The sequence below is a fragment of the Pseudomonas sp. PP3 genome (assembly GCF_905336995.1).
Lineage (GTDB): Bacteria > Pseudomonadota > Gammaproteobacteria > Pseudomonadales > Pseudomonadaceae > Aquipseudomonas > Aquipseudomonas reinekei.
On sequence record NZ_HG995459.1, the window covers coordinates 3,710,161 to 3,724,590 of the forward strand.

Annotated in this window: 14 protein-coding genes; 3 read left to right on the forward strand and 11 right to left on the reverse strand. The window is 59.8% G+C overall.

Annotation, left to right across the window (positions count from 1 at the left end):
• Positions 1-2: 2 nt before the first annotated feature.
• From KHO07_RS16745 to KHO07_RS16765, 5 genes are all read right to left on the reverse strand, one after another.
• The gene (locus KHO07_RS16745) at positions 3-1,448 is read right to left on the reverse strand and encodes an aldehyde dehydrogenase family protein (RefSeq protein WP_212624933.1); all 1,446 of its coding nucleotides are present in this window, start codon (positions 1,446-1,448) and stop codon (positions 3-5) included.
• An 11-nt stretch (positions 1,449-1,459) separates the two neighbouring features.
• Positions 1,460-2,647 (reverse strand): aromatic ring-hydroxylating dioxygenase subunit alpha, encoded by a 1,188-nt coding sequence (locus tag KHO07_RS16750; RefSeq protein WP_173668843.1) that lies wholly within the window; start codon positions 2,645-2,647, stop codon positions 1,460-1,462.
• A gap of 262 nt (positions 2,648-2,909) precedes the next feature.
• Entirely contained in the window at positions 2,910-3,827 is a 918-nt protein-coding gene (locus KHO07_RS16755) for a LysR substrate-binding domain-containing protein (protein WP_150732480.1), read from the reverse strand.
• Positions 3,828-4,015: 188 nt separating this feature from the next.
• Positions 4,016-4,432, reverse strand: a complete 417-nt coding sequence (locus tag KHO07_RS16760; RefSeq protein WP_150703501.1) for an organic hydroperoxide resistance protein — start codon at positions 4,430-4,432, stop codon at positions 4,016-4,018.
• A gap of 215 nt (positions 4,433-4,647) precedes the next feature.
• Positions 4,648-4,977: a hypothetical protein gene (locus KHO07_RS16765; RefSeq protein WP_212624934.1), complete on the reverse strand. Its 330-nt coding sequence runs from the start codon at positions 4,975-4,977 to the stop codon at positions 4,648-4,650.
• Positions 4,978-5,168: 191 nt separating this feature from the next.
• Here KHO07_RS16765 and KHO07_RS16770 point away from each other — a divergent pair, with 191 nt between their 5' ends.
• Positions 5,169-5,570 carry a hypothetical protein gene (locus tag KHO07_RS16770; protein ID WP_212624935.1) on the forward strand — a complete coding sequence of 134 codons (402 nt, stop codon included), beginning with the start codon at positions 5,169-5,171 and terminating at the stop codon, positions 5,568-5,570.
• A gap of 396 nt (positions 5,571-5,966) precedes the next feature.
• Positions 5,967-6,641 (forward strand): DUF3313 domain-containing protein, encoded by a 675-nt coding sequence (locus KHO07_RS16775; protein ID WP_212624936.1) that lies wholly within the window; start codon positions 5,967-5,969, stop codon positions 6,639-6,641.
• A 53-nt stretch (positions 6,642-6,694) separates the two neighbouring features.
• On the opposite strand, the gene ligD is transcribed toward KHO07_RS16775, so the two are convergent.
• Together ligD and KHO07_RS16785 are read right to left on the reverse strand one after the other, a co-directional pair.
• Positions 6,695-9,292 carry a DNA ligase D gene (gene ligD / locus KHO07_RS16780; protein WP_212624937.1) on the reverse strand — a complete coding sequence of 866 codons (2,598 nt, stop codon included), beginning with the start codon at positions 9,290-9,292 and terminating at the stop codon, positions 6,695-6,697.
• Between the two features lie 344 nt (positions 9,293-9,636).
• Entirely contained in the window at positions 9,637-10,392 is a 756-nt protein-coding gene (locus KHO07_RS16785) for a tellurite resistance TerB family protein (protein ID WP_212624938.1), read from the reverse strand.
• Between the two features lie 258 nt (positions 10,393-10,650).
• Here KHO07_RS16785 and pcsA point away from each other — a divergent pair, with 258 nt between their 5' ends.
• A complete protein-coding gene (gene pcsA / locus KHO07_RS16790; protein ID WP_150732474.1) occupies positions 10,651-11,373 on the forward strand; it encodes a phosphatidylcholine synthase in 723 nt (240 codons plus the stop codon).
• Between the two features lie 63 nt (positions 11,374-11,436).
• Here pcsA and KHO07_RS16795 read toward each other — a convergent pair whose 3' ends face one another.
• From KHO07_RS16795 to KHO07_RS16810, 4 genes are all read right to left on the reverse strand, one after another.
• A complete protein-coding gene (locus KHO07_RS16795; RefSeq protein ID WP_150732473.1) occupies positions 11,437-12,249 on the reverse strand; it encodes a class I SAM-dependent methyltransferase in 813 nt (270 codons plus the stop codon).
• A gap of 289 nt (positions 12,250-12,538) precedes the next feature.
• Complete coding sequence (locus tag KHO07_RS16800; RefSeq protein ID WP_212624939.1) at positions 12,539-13,765, reverse strand: cytochrome c biogenesis protein DipZ; 1,227 nt, start codon at positions 13,763-13,765, stop codon at positions 12,539-12,541.
• A gap of 51 nt (positions 13,766-13,816) precedes the next feature.
• Positions 13,817-14,071, reverse strand: a complete 255-nt coding sequence (locus tag KHO07_RS16805; RefSeq protein ID WP_212624940.1) for a hypothetical protein — start codon at positions 14,069-14,071, stop codon at positions 13,817-13,819.
• Between the two features lie 49 nt (positions 14,072-14,120).
• The gene (locus KHO07_RS16810) at positions 14,121-14,384 is read right to left on the reverse strand and encodes a DUF2790 domain-containing protein (protein WP_150732470.1); all 264 of its coding nucleotides are present in this window, start codon (positions 14,382-14,384) and stop codon (positions 14,121-14,123) included.
• Positions 14,385-14,430 lie beyond the last annotated feature (46 nt).

Sequence of the window (14,430 nt, forward strand, 5' to 3'; positions counted from 1 at the left end):
GTTCACTCCCCAGCAATCCGGATCGCTACGTTCTTGGTGCGCACGTAGCTGTACAAGGCTTCCTGGCCCTTCTCCCGACCGAAGCCCGACAACCCGACACCGCCAAACGGCGTTTCGATGCCGCCGGCATACCATTCGTTGACGAACACCTGGCCGGATTTCAGGCGGCGCGTGCAGCGCATGGCGCGACTGATGTCCTGAGTGAACACTCCGGCCACCAGGCCAAACTCGGTGCCGTTGGCAATCGCAATGGCTTGTTCTTCGGTGTCGAATGGCATGATCGCCAGCACCGGCCCGAACACTTCTTCCTGGGCGATGCACATGTCGGCGGTCACGTCGCGGAACACCGTCGGACGCATAAAGTGCCCGGCACGGTCGGCGAAAGCCTCGCCACCGGTAACTGCCACGGCGCCCTCTGCGATCGCCCGTCGGCACAAGGCTTCAATGCCCGTCAGTTGCCCGGCGCTGACGACGGGGGTGAGGTCGGCATTGTCCTGACCCAACCCGACACTCAGCCCTTCGGCCATGGCGACCACGGCCTCGACCACGTCTTCATAAATCTCGCGCTGCACCAGCAGGCGCGACATCGCCGAACAGACCTGGCCGGCATTGAAGAAAATCCCTGACTGGACGCTGGCGAGCAGTTGCTCCCGATCGGCATCGGCGAAGGCAATTGCAGCCGATTTACCACCCAATTCCATCACGCTCGGAATCGCATGCTGCGCGGCATCACGCAGAATCGACTGGCCCGTCGGCACGGAACCGGTGAACACGATCTGGTCGACGGCACGATGGCTGACCAGATACGAACCGACTTCACGACCTCGCCCACAAATCAGGTTGACCGCGCCATCGGGCAAGCCGGCGTTGGCAATGGCGCGGATCAGCACGCACATGCCCAACGGCGAAAGCTCGGGGGACTTGATCACGACCGCGTTACCCGCCGCCAGTGCCGGTGCCAGCGAACGGGCGCAGATCGACACCGGGAAGTTCCACGGCACGATCTGCGCCGAAACGCCCATCGGGTCGTACAGGGTGAAGTCCATGTAACCGTTGCCCAGCGGAATCGAAGTGCCCTCGATCTTGTCCGCCATGCCGGCGTAATACTCGAAGTAGCGCGCCGCCTCGATGAACTCGTCCCTGGCGTCGCTCAGGCGCTTGCCGTTTTCCTGGCACAGCACCCAGGCGCCCTCATCCGCCACGGCGCGAATCTCCTCGGCAATGCGCAGCAACCAGGTGACGCGCTGCGCCGGACGGGCGCGAGTCAACAAGCCGCTGTCGGCACAACGACGAGCTGCCAGCAACGCACGCTCGGCATCGGCCACGGTGGCCTGGGCGATGGTCGCGACCGGTTCGGCAGTGCCGGGGTTGTTCACCGTCAGGCGCTGGCTGCTATCGCTCCATTGCCCGTCGATGTAGTTAAGCCAGTGAGAGGCTATCGGATACATGGCAGCGCTCCTCAGGCAGACGGCGTGGTGGCGAGCAACTGACGTGCAGCCCACTGGTGGAAAAAGTGCGTCGGGATGTCCATTTCCGGCGAGAACGCGCCGCCTTTGTAGCCGGGGGAATGACGGCCTTTCTGCATGCCTTCCACCGAGCTGATGTCTTCGGCGAACACCACTTTCCAGGATTCCAGAATCGCATCGCGGCAAGCGCTGAACTCTTCGCTGCTTGCGGCTTCATCACCTACGTAGAACAGGCGCAGGTGCTCGATGGTGCGTCCCGGTGCAACAGGCTCCAGCTGCATGGCGAAGGCATGGTCAGCCTGGATGCCGAGCAACACGTTAGGGAAGAACGCGACGTACTCGGCATTTTTCAGACGGTCGAGCGGCCAGCCCGGGAAAGTCGGCAAGTGCGTGCCGGCGACGTCCGACAGGTTGTAGGCATAGCTGCCTTGACCGGCGAAGTGCTCGTCAAAAATGATGTTGTAGTGATCTTCCAGGCGCGAGTACGAGTTCAGGCTCGGGTGCACCCACGGCAAGTGATAGGCCTCGCAGTAGTTCTCGACGGCCAGTTTCCAGTTGCAGTTGATGTCCAGCGTCGTGGCGTCATGACCGGGACGACGGCGCAGCAGGCTCATGCCGTCTTCACCGAGGAACTGGGTCCAGCGCTGGGTCAATGGCGCCAGCATGTCTTCGAGCGGCTGCGCATCGCCGGACAGGTTGATGAACACCATGTCCATCCAGATCGCGCTGCGGATGGCTTTCAAGCCATGTTTTTCACAGGCGAAACGCTCGTCTTTGTGCTGGTCGATGCCGCCAACGTGAGGCGTGCCGCGCAACCCGCCGTTGAGATCGTAAGTCCAGGAGTGGTAAGGGCAGCGAATCACGCCCTGCACTTCACCGGCCTCTTCCACCAGCTTCATGCCGCGGTGGCTGCACACGTTATGGAACACTTGCACCAGGCCTTCGCGGTTGCGCATCAACAGCAACGGCAGGCCCATGAAGTCGATGGGCTTGACCGAACCGGCCTTGCCCAGGTCGCTGGCGAAACCGACGCAGGCCCAGGTTTTGCCCAGGACCTGATCGCGCTCAAGTTCGAAGTAACGTTGCTCGGTGTAAAACTCGTTGCTCAGGCCGGTCGCTTCATGGATCGGATTGAGGACGGTTTCGAGATGATGCACAGGAATTTGCTGGATGCTGCTCATTATTGTTTTCCCCTGCTGGGCACGGTTTGGATGATCGGCGGGCGCATAGGCCCGGGGTCCGCTGGCAGCCAGTTTGGGAAAACGGAGGGGGTGTCGACAAACGATATTTCCGGCGCAATTCATGACTTATTGTCATAAGTATTGGCGGCCGGCTTGAGGGCTGGTGCAGGTTTTTGACGCGCATTGACGCGAGGCAAAAAAAATCGCCCGGCATCGAAAATGCCGGGCGACTGGTGGTGGATATTCAGGCGGGGCTGCGACGTTACCGGGTGTCCTCGGCGGGTGGAAGCTGGTTCAACAACCAACTACGGAAACGTTTCACGCTTTGCCGCATCCCCCCGCGTGCCAAGGGTTCCAGCAAGCAAAACTGCGCATCGGTTTTCAGTACGGTATCGAGTGGACGGATAAGCGCGCCGCTCTGCAGATGATCATCGACAAGGTTGGACCAGGCCAGTGCAATGCCCTGTCCGCTGATGGCCGACTGGATCAGCATCGAGTAACTGTTGATGTTGATCCGGCGTTTGGGCTCGACGTTTTTCAAGCCCTGGCTGCGGAACCAGTCCGGCCAGCCAATCCAGTCGCGTTGCGGGTCATCGAGAAAAAGCCAGGTACAGGCGGCCAGATCCTCTGGCTTGTTCAAGGCAGGATATTTGGCAAGGTAGGCAGGACTGCAAACCGGATAAACCTCTTCGGAAAACAATGGCGTGACTTGCATGTCCCGTGGCGGTGTCTTGCAGTAATACAACGCCAGGTCGCAATCGAGACGGGAGAAATCCTTGACCTGGTCATGGGCGATGATCCGCAGGTCGATCTCTTCATTCTCCCTTTGAAACTCGGACACTTTTGGCAAAAGCCACAACGAAGCCATGGCGGTACTGGTGGCGACTGTCACCTGTTCGGCGCCCTGCCAATGGCGAATCTCACCGGTGGCCTGTGCCACTTGCAGCAATGAAGCACGCACCGTTTCATAATACTGACTGGCCGCCGGGCTCAGTTGAATCGTGCGGGTGGTCCGTTCGAACAGAACCTTGCCCAGGTAGTCTTCCAGCAGTCGAACCTGCCGACTGATCGCACCTTGCGTCACGTTCAACTCGTGCGCAGCCAAGGTGAAACTCAAATGGCGTGCCGCCGCTTCAAACGCGACCAGACTATTAAGTGGCGGTAATGGATGGATTTTCATACAAGGCAGGTCACGTCGTTATTGTGGTTTTATCGCGGCATATTAGCCCCTGTTGCTGGAGGTGGACAGCGGCTGTGGGCATGTCGAGGACGGTTGAGATGCACCGGCGTTCCCGTGACTTGCCCCCCTTCAGGTCTTGGCGATGTTGCTCCCTGAAATCTGTCGCCAAGACCTTTTTTCATTTCAACTCAAACGAGCTTGACCACCGCATTGATGTTATTGCGCGTGGCCTTCGAATACGGGCAGTACTGGTGCCCGGTTTCGACAATTTTTTGCGCGGTCTCGCGGTCCAGCCCCGGCAGGCTGACATTCAAACGCGCCTGGAGCAGGTAGCCACCTTCGTTGGTGCCCAGGTCGACTTCGGTGTCAACGGCCACATCCTTGGGCAAGGCGACTTTCATTTCCTTGGCCGCGACCTGCATCGCGCCGATGAAACAGGCTGACCAGCCGGCGGCAAACAACTGCTCTGGATTGGTGCCGCCACCGCCGGCGCCAGGGGATGAGAGTTTGACATCGAGAATACCGTCGGAACTGCGCGATGCGCCGTCGCGGCCGCCCGTGGTGTGGGTTTTTGCCGTGTACAGGACTTTGTCGAGTTGGGTCATGATGATCTCCTGATTGAATTGAGGTTTATGCAATTTCAGGTGAATCAGAAAACGAGGTTCAGGCTTGATGCCAGTCATTGAATATAGACGGCGTGGGTCGATGAGGCGGTTGATCCGACGAGGGTCATGGCTGGCCAAAGGGACTTGCCGTAAAGGCGAATCCCTAAGTGGCCGTTACCACAGCAACGGAAATGTATTCCAAACCAAAAGCTGGCTCATTTACGAGCCAACTTATACTTCAAACAATCATCATAAAAACTCTGCCGAACCGCCGCCGGTTTCATCCTCGTCGGACTGTCATAAGTTTGCTCTGTAATACCCATGGCCATCATCCGCATCCAGGACTTGGAAAACTTGTACGACTGGATTTTTTGTCGCGCCGCATACAGCGAAACCCCGGACAATTTGAGTTCCTGTGCTCTAGCCGCCGTACCCGCGCCCCAACTGCACATATAAGTATCGCCGGCCTTCAGTTCCTTTCCCTCGGCAGAAACTGCAAGGCCCGCAATGCCGAACGAGATCAACGCGACCCACATATTGCGCATCAAATACCCACCCTAACCGCCTGAAAATGAAGCGATTCTGGCGACAACCGAACAACCTGGGGGCCAGCAAAATGCCTTATCGTCGAAAAGCTGATCCACCATCGCGAGCAGGCCCGCTCCTGCAGGGGGTCGCCTGTACCTGCCCAAACCCTATGGGCAAATTCAAGCACAGCGCTCTATGATTGAACCCCATGAACCCCTCTGCTCCGATCCGCCAACCCTGCCCGCCCGGCGCCTGCGATTGCGGGCGTGACCCGTTGCTCGAAACACCGGGGGCGGATGTGCGCATCCTGTTTCTGACGCGCATGGAAGAAAAGCGCCTGATTGATCGCCTGGAAAACCTGACTAGCCTTCAGGACCTGGAGCATCTGCAACGGCGAATGCTCGAGCAACTGGGCATCCGCGTCGACATCGTCCCAAGTTTCAACGAAGTGCGAACCATGCGCGGCATCGGCATTCACGTCGGCGAGCTGCCCGGGCTGTGCCGCAAAACTCGCGCAGCGATCCCGGCGGCGATCCGCCGCGCCATGGAAAAACGCCCGGAAATCGCCTACGAAGTCCTCAACGCCAACGACCTGTTGCGGGATGCGTGATACCCCATTCTGGAGTTCCTCGTCGCCGACGTTAATACATACGTCTTATTCGTGCCCGACAATGGCCAGTGGCAGGGTTGAGTCGCGACTGAAGCGCGGACATAGCCGCAGCAAATCCGTACTGGCGAATTTGTGATTCGAACCTACGCTCATTGCGTAAGACAACTTAAAAAGCGTTGTCAGGAACTGACGTACAGGTGCTGACGCCATGCATTTCAAACCATTGGCTTTAGCCACCTTTACAGTGCTCGTCGCAGGCAGACCAAATCCACATCGGGCAATCGCGCTACCGGACAAATCGACAGTGCCGGGATTCAAGCCGTGACCGGAAACATGACTTGGCGTTCCTGATTGTTTTCAAGAAAAAAGAACTTTATCCAAGGAGCAAACAGCACTATGAACCTGACCCGTAAATTGCTCGTCGGCACTGCCCTGGCCAGTCTATTGCTCGGTGGTTGTACGTCGAAAGTCACCGAGAAGGATCAGTACTCCGGCTACCTATCCAACTATAACAATCTGCAGCAAGTTGAAACGCCCAGCGGCGGAACAGCCATGCGTTGGGTAAGCCCGTCGTGGAACCCGAATGCCTACGACACCGTGGCATTCACCCGTCTGGAAATGTACCCGGCGCCCAAGCCCAATGAGCGGGTCAACCAGCAGACGCTGGCTGACATTCAGAACTACATGAGCAACAAGGCCAAGACCACGCTGGGGCAGAAGTACCGGGTGGTTTCCAGCCCAAGCGCTGCGCCGGCCGGTGCCAAAACCCTGGTCATGCGGGCAGCGATCACTGGCGTCAGTGCCTCGCCTGAAGGCATGCACTGGTATGAAGTGGTGCCCATCGCGGCGGTCGTCGGCGGTGTGTCCGCCGCTACGGGTATCCGGGATGAAAACACCGAACTGTATATCGAGGCCGAGTTCATCGACGCCAAAAACAATCAAACCGTAGCCAAGGTCGTGCGTAAGGTCTTTGGCACCACGCTGGAAAATGACAAGCAGAAAATCACTGCCCAGGACTTCAAGGCAGCGATCGACAAGCTGGGGAATGACTTCCAGGCGTTCATCAAGTAATACACTGCCTCTGGTAGGAGCTGTCGCAAGCTGCGGCAGCTTCTACAGGGGCATCAGGTCTTCTTCATCCCGACCCGTCGGCGCATCTCGGCCGTAATGGTCTGCCGGGTTTTCTTCATGTCCGCCCACGGCTCATCCCCCACCTCAGCCAAGCGTTCATGGGCGTTGTGAATATTCCACTGGTTCCCACCCTTTAAGTCCTCCACTTCTTCCCGAAAAATCGGCATCGATACCGGCATTCCTTCGCGGGTACGCGCGGCATAGGCGCAGATGGTCGTCGCCCCCAGGCCGTTGCGCAGGTAATCGATGAAGATACGCCCCACCCGATTCTTCGGCCCCGACACCGCCGAAAACCGTTCGGGCAGCAACTTGGCCATATGACTGACGATCGCGTGGCTGAAATCCTTGACCTCATCCCAACCGAGCTTGCGGGTCAGCGGCACCACCAGGTGAATGCCCTTGCCGCCGCTGGTCTTGAGAAACGCCTTGAGCCCCAGTTCATCCAGCACCGAAAGAGTGAGCTGGGTCGCCTCAACCATGCGTTTCCACGGCAAGGCCGGGTCCGGGTCAAGGTCGAGTACAAAGCGGTCGGGTTTGTCGAGCTTGTCGGACGTGGCGTTCCAGGTGTGCAACTCAACGGTGCTCATCTGCACCGCGCCAATCAACGCCTCGGCGTTGTTGATGACCATCATCGGCTGGCCCGTGAGCTTTTGATCCAGGGTTGTAATGCCGGGAATCGCCAGGCGCTCGGCGTTTTTCTGGAAAAACAGTTCGCCGGCAATACCGTCCGGCGCACGCACCAGCGCCACCGGGCGATCCTTGAGTTGCGGCAAAATCCACTCGGCGACGCTGGCGTAATACTGAGCCAATTGCACTTTGGTGGTGCCGCTGCTGGCATCGATGACCCGATCGGGGTGGGTGATGCGTACCTTGCCCTCCTCCAGGCCGATCTGTGACGGTGCCGGCTCGGCTTTCTTCGGCTTGGCTGCAGCGGATGACTGGACGGCAGGCTTTTTCGCGGAGGCAGTTTTCACAGTCGTCGCTCGCTCCTCAGTGATGTCCCGGGCAGGTTTGTCGTCACGCAGGCCATGGAACACCGCATGGCGCACCGAACCGTCCTTGGTCATTTCAGCGAAGGCCACTTCGGCCAACAGTTCAGGCTTGAGCCAGTGCACGCCCTTGAGTTCGACGCCCGTGGGCGGATTGAGCACCGGTGGTTTTTTGGTCTGCAAGGGCTTGAGCTGTTGATGAATGCTGTCGAGCGTCGCTTCGGTGAACCCGGTGCCGACCTTGCCCGCATAGCGCAACTTGCCACTGTCGCGGTCGTGCAGCCCCAGCAGCAAGGCACCGAACGCGCTGCGCGTGCCCTTGGGATCGGTGTAGCCGACGATGACGAACTCCTGGCGATGCTTGCACTTGAGCTTGATCCAGTCGCTGCTGCGCCGGGAGACATAAGGCGACCCGAGGCGCTTGCCGATCAGGCCTTCCATGCGCATCTGGCAGGCGCTGTTGAGCAACGCCTGGGGATCTTCGCCAAACGCGTCGGAGAAGCGCAGCAGCGGGTCTTTGCTGGCGTTGAGCACGGTCGCCAGTGCAGCCCTTCGCTCTTCGACCGGCACCTCGCGCAGGTCCACGCCATTGAGGTAGGGCATGTCGAACAGGTAATAAAGGATGTTGCCGCTGCGACCGGCTTCGAAGGCGTTCTGCAACGCCTGGAAATCCGGTACGCCCTGCTCGTCCGCCACGACCATTTCGCCATCGAGCCAAGCCGATTCCAGGCCCATGCCGGCCAACGCCTTGGCCTGTTCGGGCAACTTGTGCGTCCAGTCGTGGCCGTTGCGCGTGAAGAGTTTGACCTCGTCGTGGTCGATGCGCGCCATGATCCGGTAACCGTCGAACTTGACCTCATAGCTCCACTGGCCGTCCGGGGCTTTTTCCACCAGGGTCGCCAGTTCCGGCTTGATCTGATCCGGCAGTTTGGCCCTGTGCGCGCCGGTGAGCGGCGCGGACTTTTCCTTCACCGGGGCAGCCGGTTTTTTGATGAGTTTGGGCTTGGCGGTTTTTTTCGCCTTGGGTGCCTTGGCCACGATGGTGCGCTCACTGATGACGCTGTCGGGCTCGGCGCTCACCACGTCGTAATCACTTTCGGGCCGCGCCGCGCCATCCTGATGCTTGATCAGGAACCACTGCTCCTGCTTGCCCGGCATGTGCGTACGCACCAGGTTCCACAGCCCTTCGAGCTTCTCGCCTTGCAGCTCGAACTTGAGACGACCCTTCTCGTAGGCCTTTGCCGGGTCGTCCTGAGGAATCCACACCCCACGGTCCCAGACGATGACATCGCCGGCGCCATAGTGACCTTCGGGGATGCTGCCCTCGAAGGTGGCGTAGTCCAGCGGGTGGTCTTCAACGTGCACTGCCAGGCGCTTGACCTTGGGATCGAGCGACGGGCCTTTTGGCACCGCCCAGCTCTTGAGCGCACCGTCGAGCTCCAGGCGGAAGTCGTAATGCAGGCGCGAGGCGTCGTGCTTCTGAATGCAGAATTGCAGCGCATGATCCTTGGCGTTTTTCCTGCCGGCTCGCTTGACGGCAGCCGGTTCGGACGTCGCCGAAAAATCGCGCATACGATTGTAGTCATCGAGGTTTTTGTTCATGGCTCACCTGCGGATCGCTGCAGGGCGCTGAATCAGCATGTCCCTTAACTCAGCAGAGCAAACCGTTCGGGCAAAAATTCCATCGGCGTTGAAATTGCCCGGACAGACGGGCCTGTCGGCCGCATCGGGCTTGCGGCTGAGGGAATATACTCAGCGGGCACAGTTGGATTCCCGGAGACCGGATTCACCGGCAGGTTGACCGCGTCATCATTCATCGCTGGCAAGCCAGCTCCCACAGGGATAGATGGCCGCAACAGATTTTGTGTACAGCTTCGGTACCTGTAGGAGCGGGCTTGCCCGCGATGGCGGCCTGGCTGGCGCCGCGGGTCCTCACGGATACAAAATCAAGCAACCCCGCCCTTGGCCTGCTGTTCCAGACGCACCTGCAAATCCGGTTCAATCCGCAACGCTGCCGCCAGTTCATCCAGATAGCGGCGTTCGGCTTCCTGCTGATCATCCACCAGCATCACACTGGCCAGGTACATTTCGGCGGCCATGCCAGGATCGGTTGCCGACTGGGCCACCTCATTGGGGTCCAGCGGTTTGGCGACTTCATCGTCGAGCCACTGCTGCAACTGCGGGTCGTCAGTGTGGCTGGCGATTTGTTTGTTGATCATCGCCTTCTCCGCGTCGTCGAACCGGCCATCAGCCTTGGCCGCAGCAATCAATGCACGCAAGATCGCATGGCTGTGCTCTTCGACTTCCGGTCCGGCCAGCATGTCCACCGTGCGCATTGCCTGTTGCGGCGCCTGTTGTTGCTGCGATGCCTGACTGCGTTGCCAGGCTTGATAGGCCTGGAATGCCATCATCCCCAGCGACGCAAGCGCTGCATAGTTGGCGCCACCACCGGATCGCGATTGCGGCGCGCCGCCCATCGGCGACGAACCACCACCGAGCAATCCGCCGAGCAAGCCACCCAGCCCGCCCATTCCACCACCCGCCCCGGCACCGCTGGCGCCGCCACCGCCACCCAACAGGCCCCCGAGCAATCCGCCCAGATCGCCGAGGCCGCCTTGGGCCGAGGCCCCACCGCCGCCTTGTCGCGACATCGAGCCCTGGCCGGCACGCAGTAATTGTTCGAGCAGATCGCTGGTGTTCATGACGACGTCCTCATCCAAGGGAGTGATCCGTCAGGCAACGATAGACCTCACCTGTAAATGCGCCACCACCGTTTGGCTGACGCCCGGCAATCAGCCGCGCGTGTTTGCCCGGGGTGTTTTTTCGGGGCTTGGCTAAGATTCATGGGTGGTGAACCTTATTCCCGTATACCCGGTCGATACCTGCAACCCGACCCGGTTTGCCGCCGCCCTCTGTTGAAGGCGTTGAATGGCTCGCTTCACTTTCTGGAGAACGCCCCCGTGATATCGACCCTACACATCGCCAGACTCAAAGCCTGGGGTGCCCATGGATTCACCGCCACTGGCGTGGTCACCGCTTTCCTCGCCACACTCGCCCTGCTCGATAACCAGCCGACCCATTGCCTGCTCTGGCTGGGCGTGGCCCTGATCGTTGACGGCCTGGACGGTGCGCTGGCACGCAAGGTCAATGTGCAAGCGGTGCTGCCCGGTTTCGACGGCTCAATTCTCGATCTGGTGATCGACTATCTGACCTATGTGTTCATTCCGGCGCTGTTTATCTATCGCTACATCCCGTTGCCGGACTACACGCTGTTGCTGACCGTGTCGCTGATCCTGGTGTCGTCACTGTTCTGTTTCTGCAACGTCAATATGAAAAGCAAGGACAACTATTTCCAGGGCTTTCCCGCCGCGTGGAACGTGGTCGCCTTGTGCCTGTACATCATTGCTCCTTCACCGTGGATCACTTTCCTCACCGTGATTGGCTTGGCCCTGTTGACGCTGACCCGAATGAAATTCCTGCACCCGTTCCGCGTGCGCCGCTTCATGCCGATCAACATTGCCGTGACCGCGACCTGGTTGCTGTGCAGCTTGTCGCTGGTGATCAATCATCCGGTGATCAACCCGATGGTGATGGGGCTCTGGTTGCTGATGTCGGCGTATTTTCTGGGGATCTGCATTTGGCGTACGGCGTTGGAGTGGTTCGATGGGTCGCGGCACAAGTAATGCTATGTAAATTCCCTGTGGGAGCGTACTTGCTCACTCCCACAGGTTTTTCATCGCTTTTTTCTAGCGTCGGGTGATCACCACCTCCAGGTATTCACTCGGCACCACCAGAGACTTGTCCCCCGCCCGATTCGAACGTTCAATCAAGTCCGTCAAATCTTGCTCCAGCGCCTTTGCCCCCTCCGGCGGCAACGCTGCAAACGCCTTGTGCACCGGCCCATACCACATTCGAAACGTATCGATGAAATGCCCGGCACTGCGATAGCGGAAATTGAACGTCTTGCGCGTCACCTGAACCAGAAAGTTACGCTCGTCGAAATGCGTATGCAGCCACGCCTCCGTGCCCCACTGCGACGGCGGTTGCGCGCCGGGGGGTGGTGGCAGGTGCCGACCGAGGGTCTTGAACATCTGGCCGACGAAACCTTCCGGCGTCCAGTTGGCCAGGCCGATCCGGCCACCGGGCCGACAGACCCGCGCCAGCTCCGACGCGGCTTTGGCCTGATCCGGGGTAAACATCACGCCGAAGGTCGAAAGCACGGCATCGAAACTGCCATCGTCGAATGGCAGCGCTTCGGCATCGGCCACCTGGAACGTCACGTTCAGACGTTCCGCCCGGGCGCGGTCTTCGCCGCGTTCGAGCAGTGCGGCCACATAGTCGGTGGAAGTGACCTGGCAACCGCGACGCGCCGCCGCCAGTGTTGCGTTACCGTTACCGGCTGCGACATCAAGCACTTGCTCATCGCACAGCAGGTCACAGGCTTCGGCCAGTTGCTCGCCGACGATCTGCAAGGTGGTGCCGATCACGGCGTAATCACCACTGGCCCAGGCGGCCATCTGGCGGTTTTTCAAGGCAGTAAGATCAATGGGTGTGCTCATGGAGACACTCTCTGTTTGGCGCACTGAACAGTGATCGACGGACGATTATTGCGCCGTGGTGGGATCGATGATGTTCACATGACAGGGCCGGCAGACCCTGTGCGTCAACTATCGCGCTGCCGGCCGCTGCTGTCCTGCCCGATCGTCGGGCGACCTTGTCCGATCGTCCGGCGGTTTCAACCAGACATTTCGTCGCGAATAGGGAGCGCCGCCAGCGGCGTGACGGCGTAGTCAGAAGAACCGCGCAATGGCCCACGGTGCGAGACCTGTGAGCCATTGATTTGCGGGATCAAGCCGCCGGAGTGGTGGCCTTGGCGTCGGCCTTGGCCTCTTCCAGCAGTTGCTGGATCATCTTCTCCTGGGCGTCGTAGCGACCTTCACCGAAGTGGGTGAAACGCACCTGGCCCTTGGCATCGACCAGGTAATGCGCCGGCCAGTACTGGTTTTCGAAGTTGCGCCAGATCGCGTAGTTGTTGTCGATCGCCACCGGGTAGGTGATGCCGTACTCCTTCACCTTGTCCTTGACGTTATCGATGATCCGTTCAAAGCCGTATTCCGGGGTGTGTACGCCAATCACCACCAGCCCGTCCTTCTCGTATTTCTTCGCCCAGTCCTTCACGTACGGCAGGGTGTGTTTGCAGTTGATGCAGTCGAACGTCCAGAAATCCACCAGCACCACTTTGCCTTTGAGCGATTCATTGGTCAGGGCCGGTGAGTTGAGCCATTGCACGGCGCCGTTCAGCGATGGCATGGCACCCTGGGCGTTGTCCATGGACTCGGCCTTGACCTTGCTGACGAAGTAATCGACAACTTTTGGCACGGTTTCCAGCACGCCTTTTTCAACACTGCTGACACTTTCCGAAGAGGTATTGGCCAACAACACGCTATCCGCGCCGGTGGAGATCACCGCCGCCCCGGCCAACACCGCGACACCGGCGCCACGACGCAGCCAGCCAGTGACCGGGATCGAGGGTTTCAAGCGATTGACCAGGCCGCGACCGGCGAAGATCAGAATGCCCAGCGACAACGCACTGCCCGCGCCATACGCCACCAACAACAGGCTGGTGCCGGCGTTCGCGCCTTGCAACATGGCGCTGGTCAGGATCACCCCGAGGATCGGTCCGGCGCACGGCGCCCAGAGCAGGCCGGTGGCAACGCCGATCATCAGCGAACCCAGCGGGCCGGAGACTTTCCGGCTGTTGGGATCAAGACGATTGCCCAGCAGCACGAACGGACGCGTGAGCCACTCGCCGACCCGCGCGGAAATCAGCGACAGGGCAAACAGCACCATCACGATCAGGGCCACATGGCGGCCGGCGTTGCTGGCCTGAATGACCCATTCGCTGCTGACCACCGCCAGGCTGGCGACCAGGGCAAAGGTCACGGCCATGCCGCCGAGCGTGAGCAGGATCGATGAGCGGGTGCGGTCGGCACCGGCAAACAGGAACGGCACGACTGGCAGGATGCACGGGCTGAGGACGGTTAATATGCCGCCCAGAAAAGCGATGAGGAACATGGGATCACCTTGAATATGTGGGACAAACACTAAGCCCTGTGGCGTTGTTCATCAGGCCGTCTGGCCATCCAGCCACTTGCCCTGCGGCGTGTGGCTGGACCCGTTTTCGGCAACGACCTGCCCCTGCGGCGTGCGGCTGTAACCATCCTCGGCGAGGAAACCCTCACCGCCCTTCTGCGCCACCGGTGTCAACTGGAAGCAGGTGCTGCTGCCGCAGGCGCTTTGTTCTACAGCGGCATTGGCGTGCGCGGCGGCGCCGGCGACGGAGAAGGCAAAGGCGGTCAAGAATCGGCTGATGTTGTTCATGGTCTGGTTCCTCGTTTCAAAGGGGATGAGCAATGGCGAATCGCAGGACTCAGTTATCCGAGCTGCAGTTATCGGAAATCTTGCGGTAGTCCAGGACCTGGGTTTTGCTCTGGGAATCGAGGTAGGTCAGTTGGGCATCCACCACACCGCAGGAAGGCGAAGCGTCCTGTTTCAGCGACACCACTTTCTGGATGTCCAGGTGGGTCCCGTAGGTGTACGGTTTAGCGCTGACATCGGATTCGGCACGGGCCGACAAGGTGCAGATGTTCAGGGCGGCAAACAGGCAAGCGGCGTAGACGGCTTTGGTGTTCATGGTGTTTTCCTCAAGGTCTGGATAGGGTCAATCGTTTTTGGGCAGA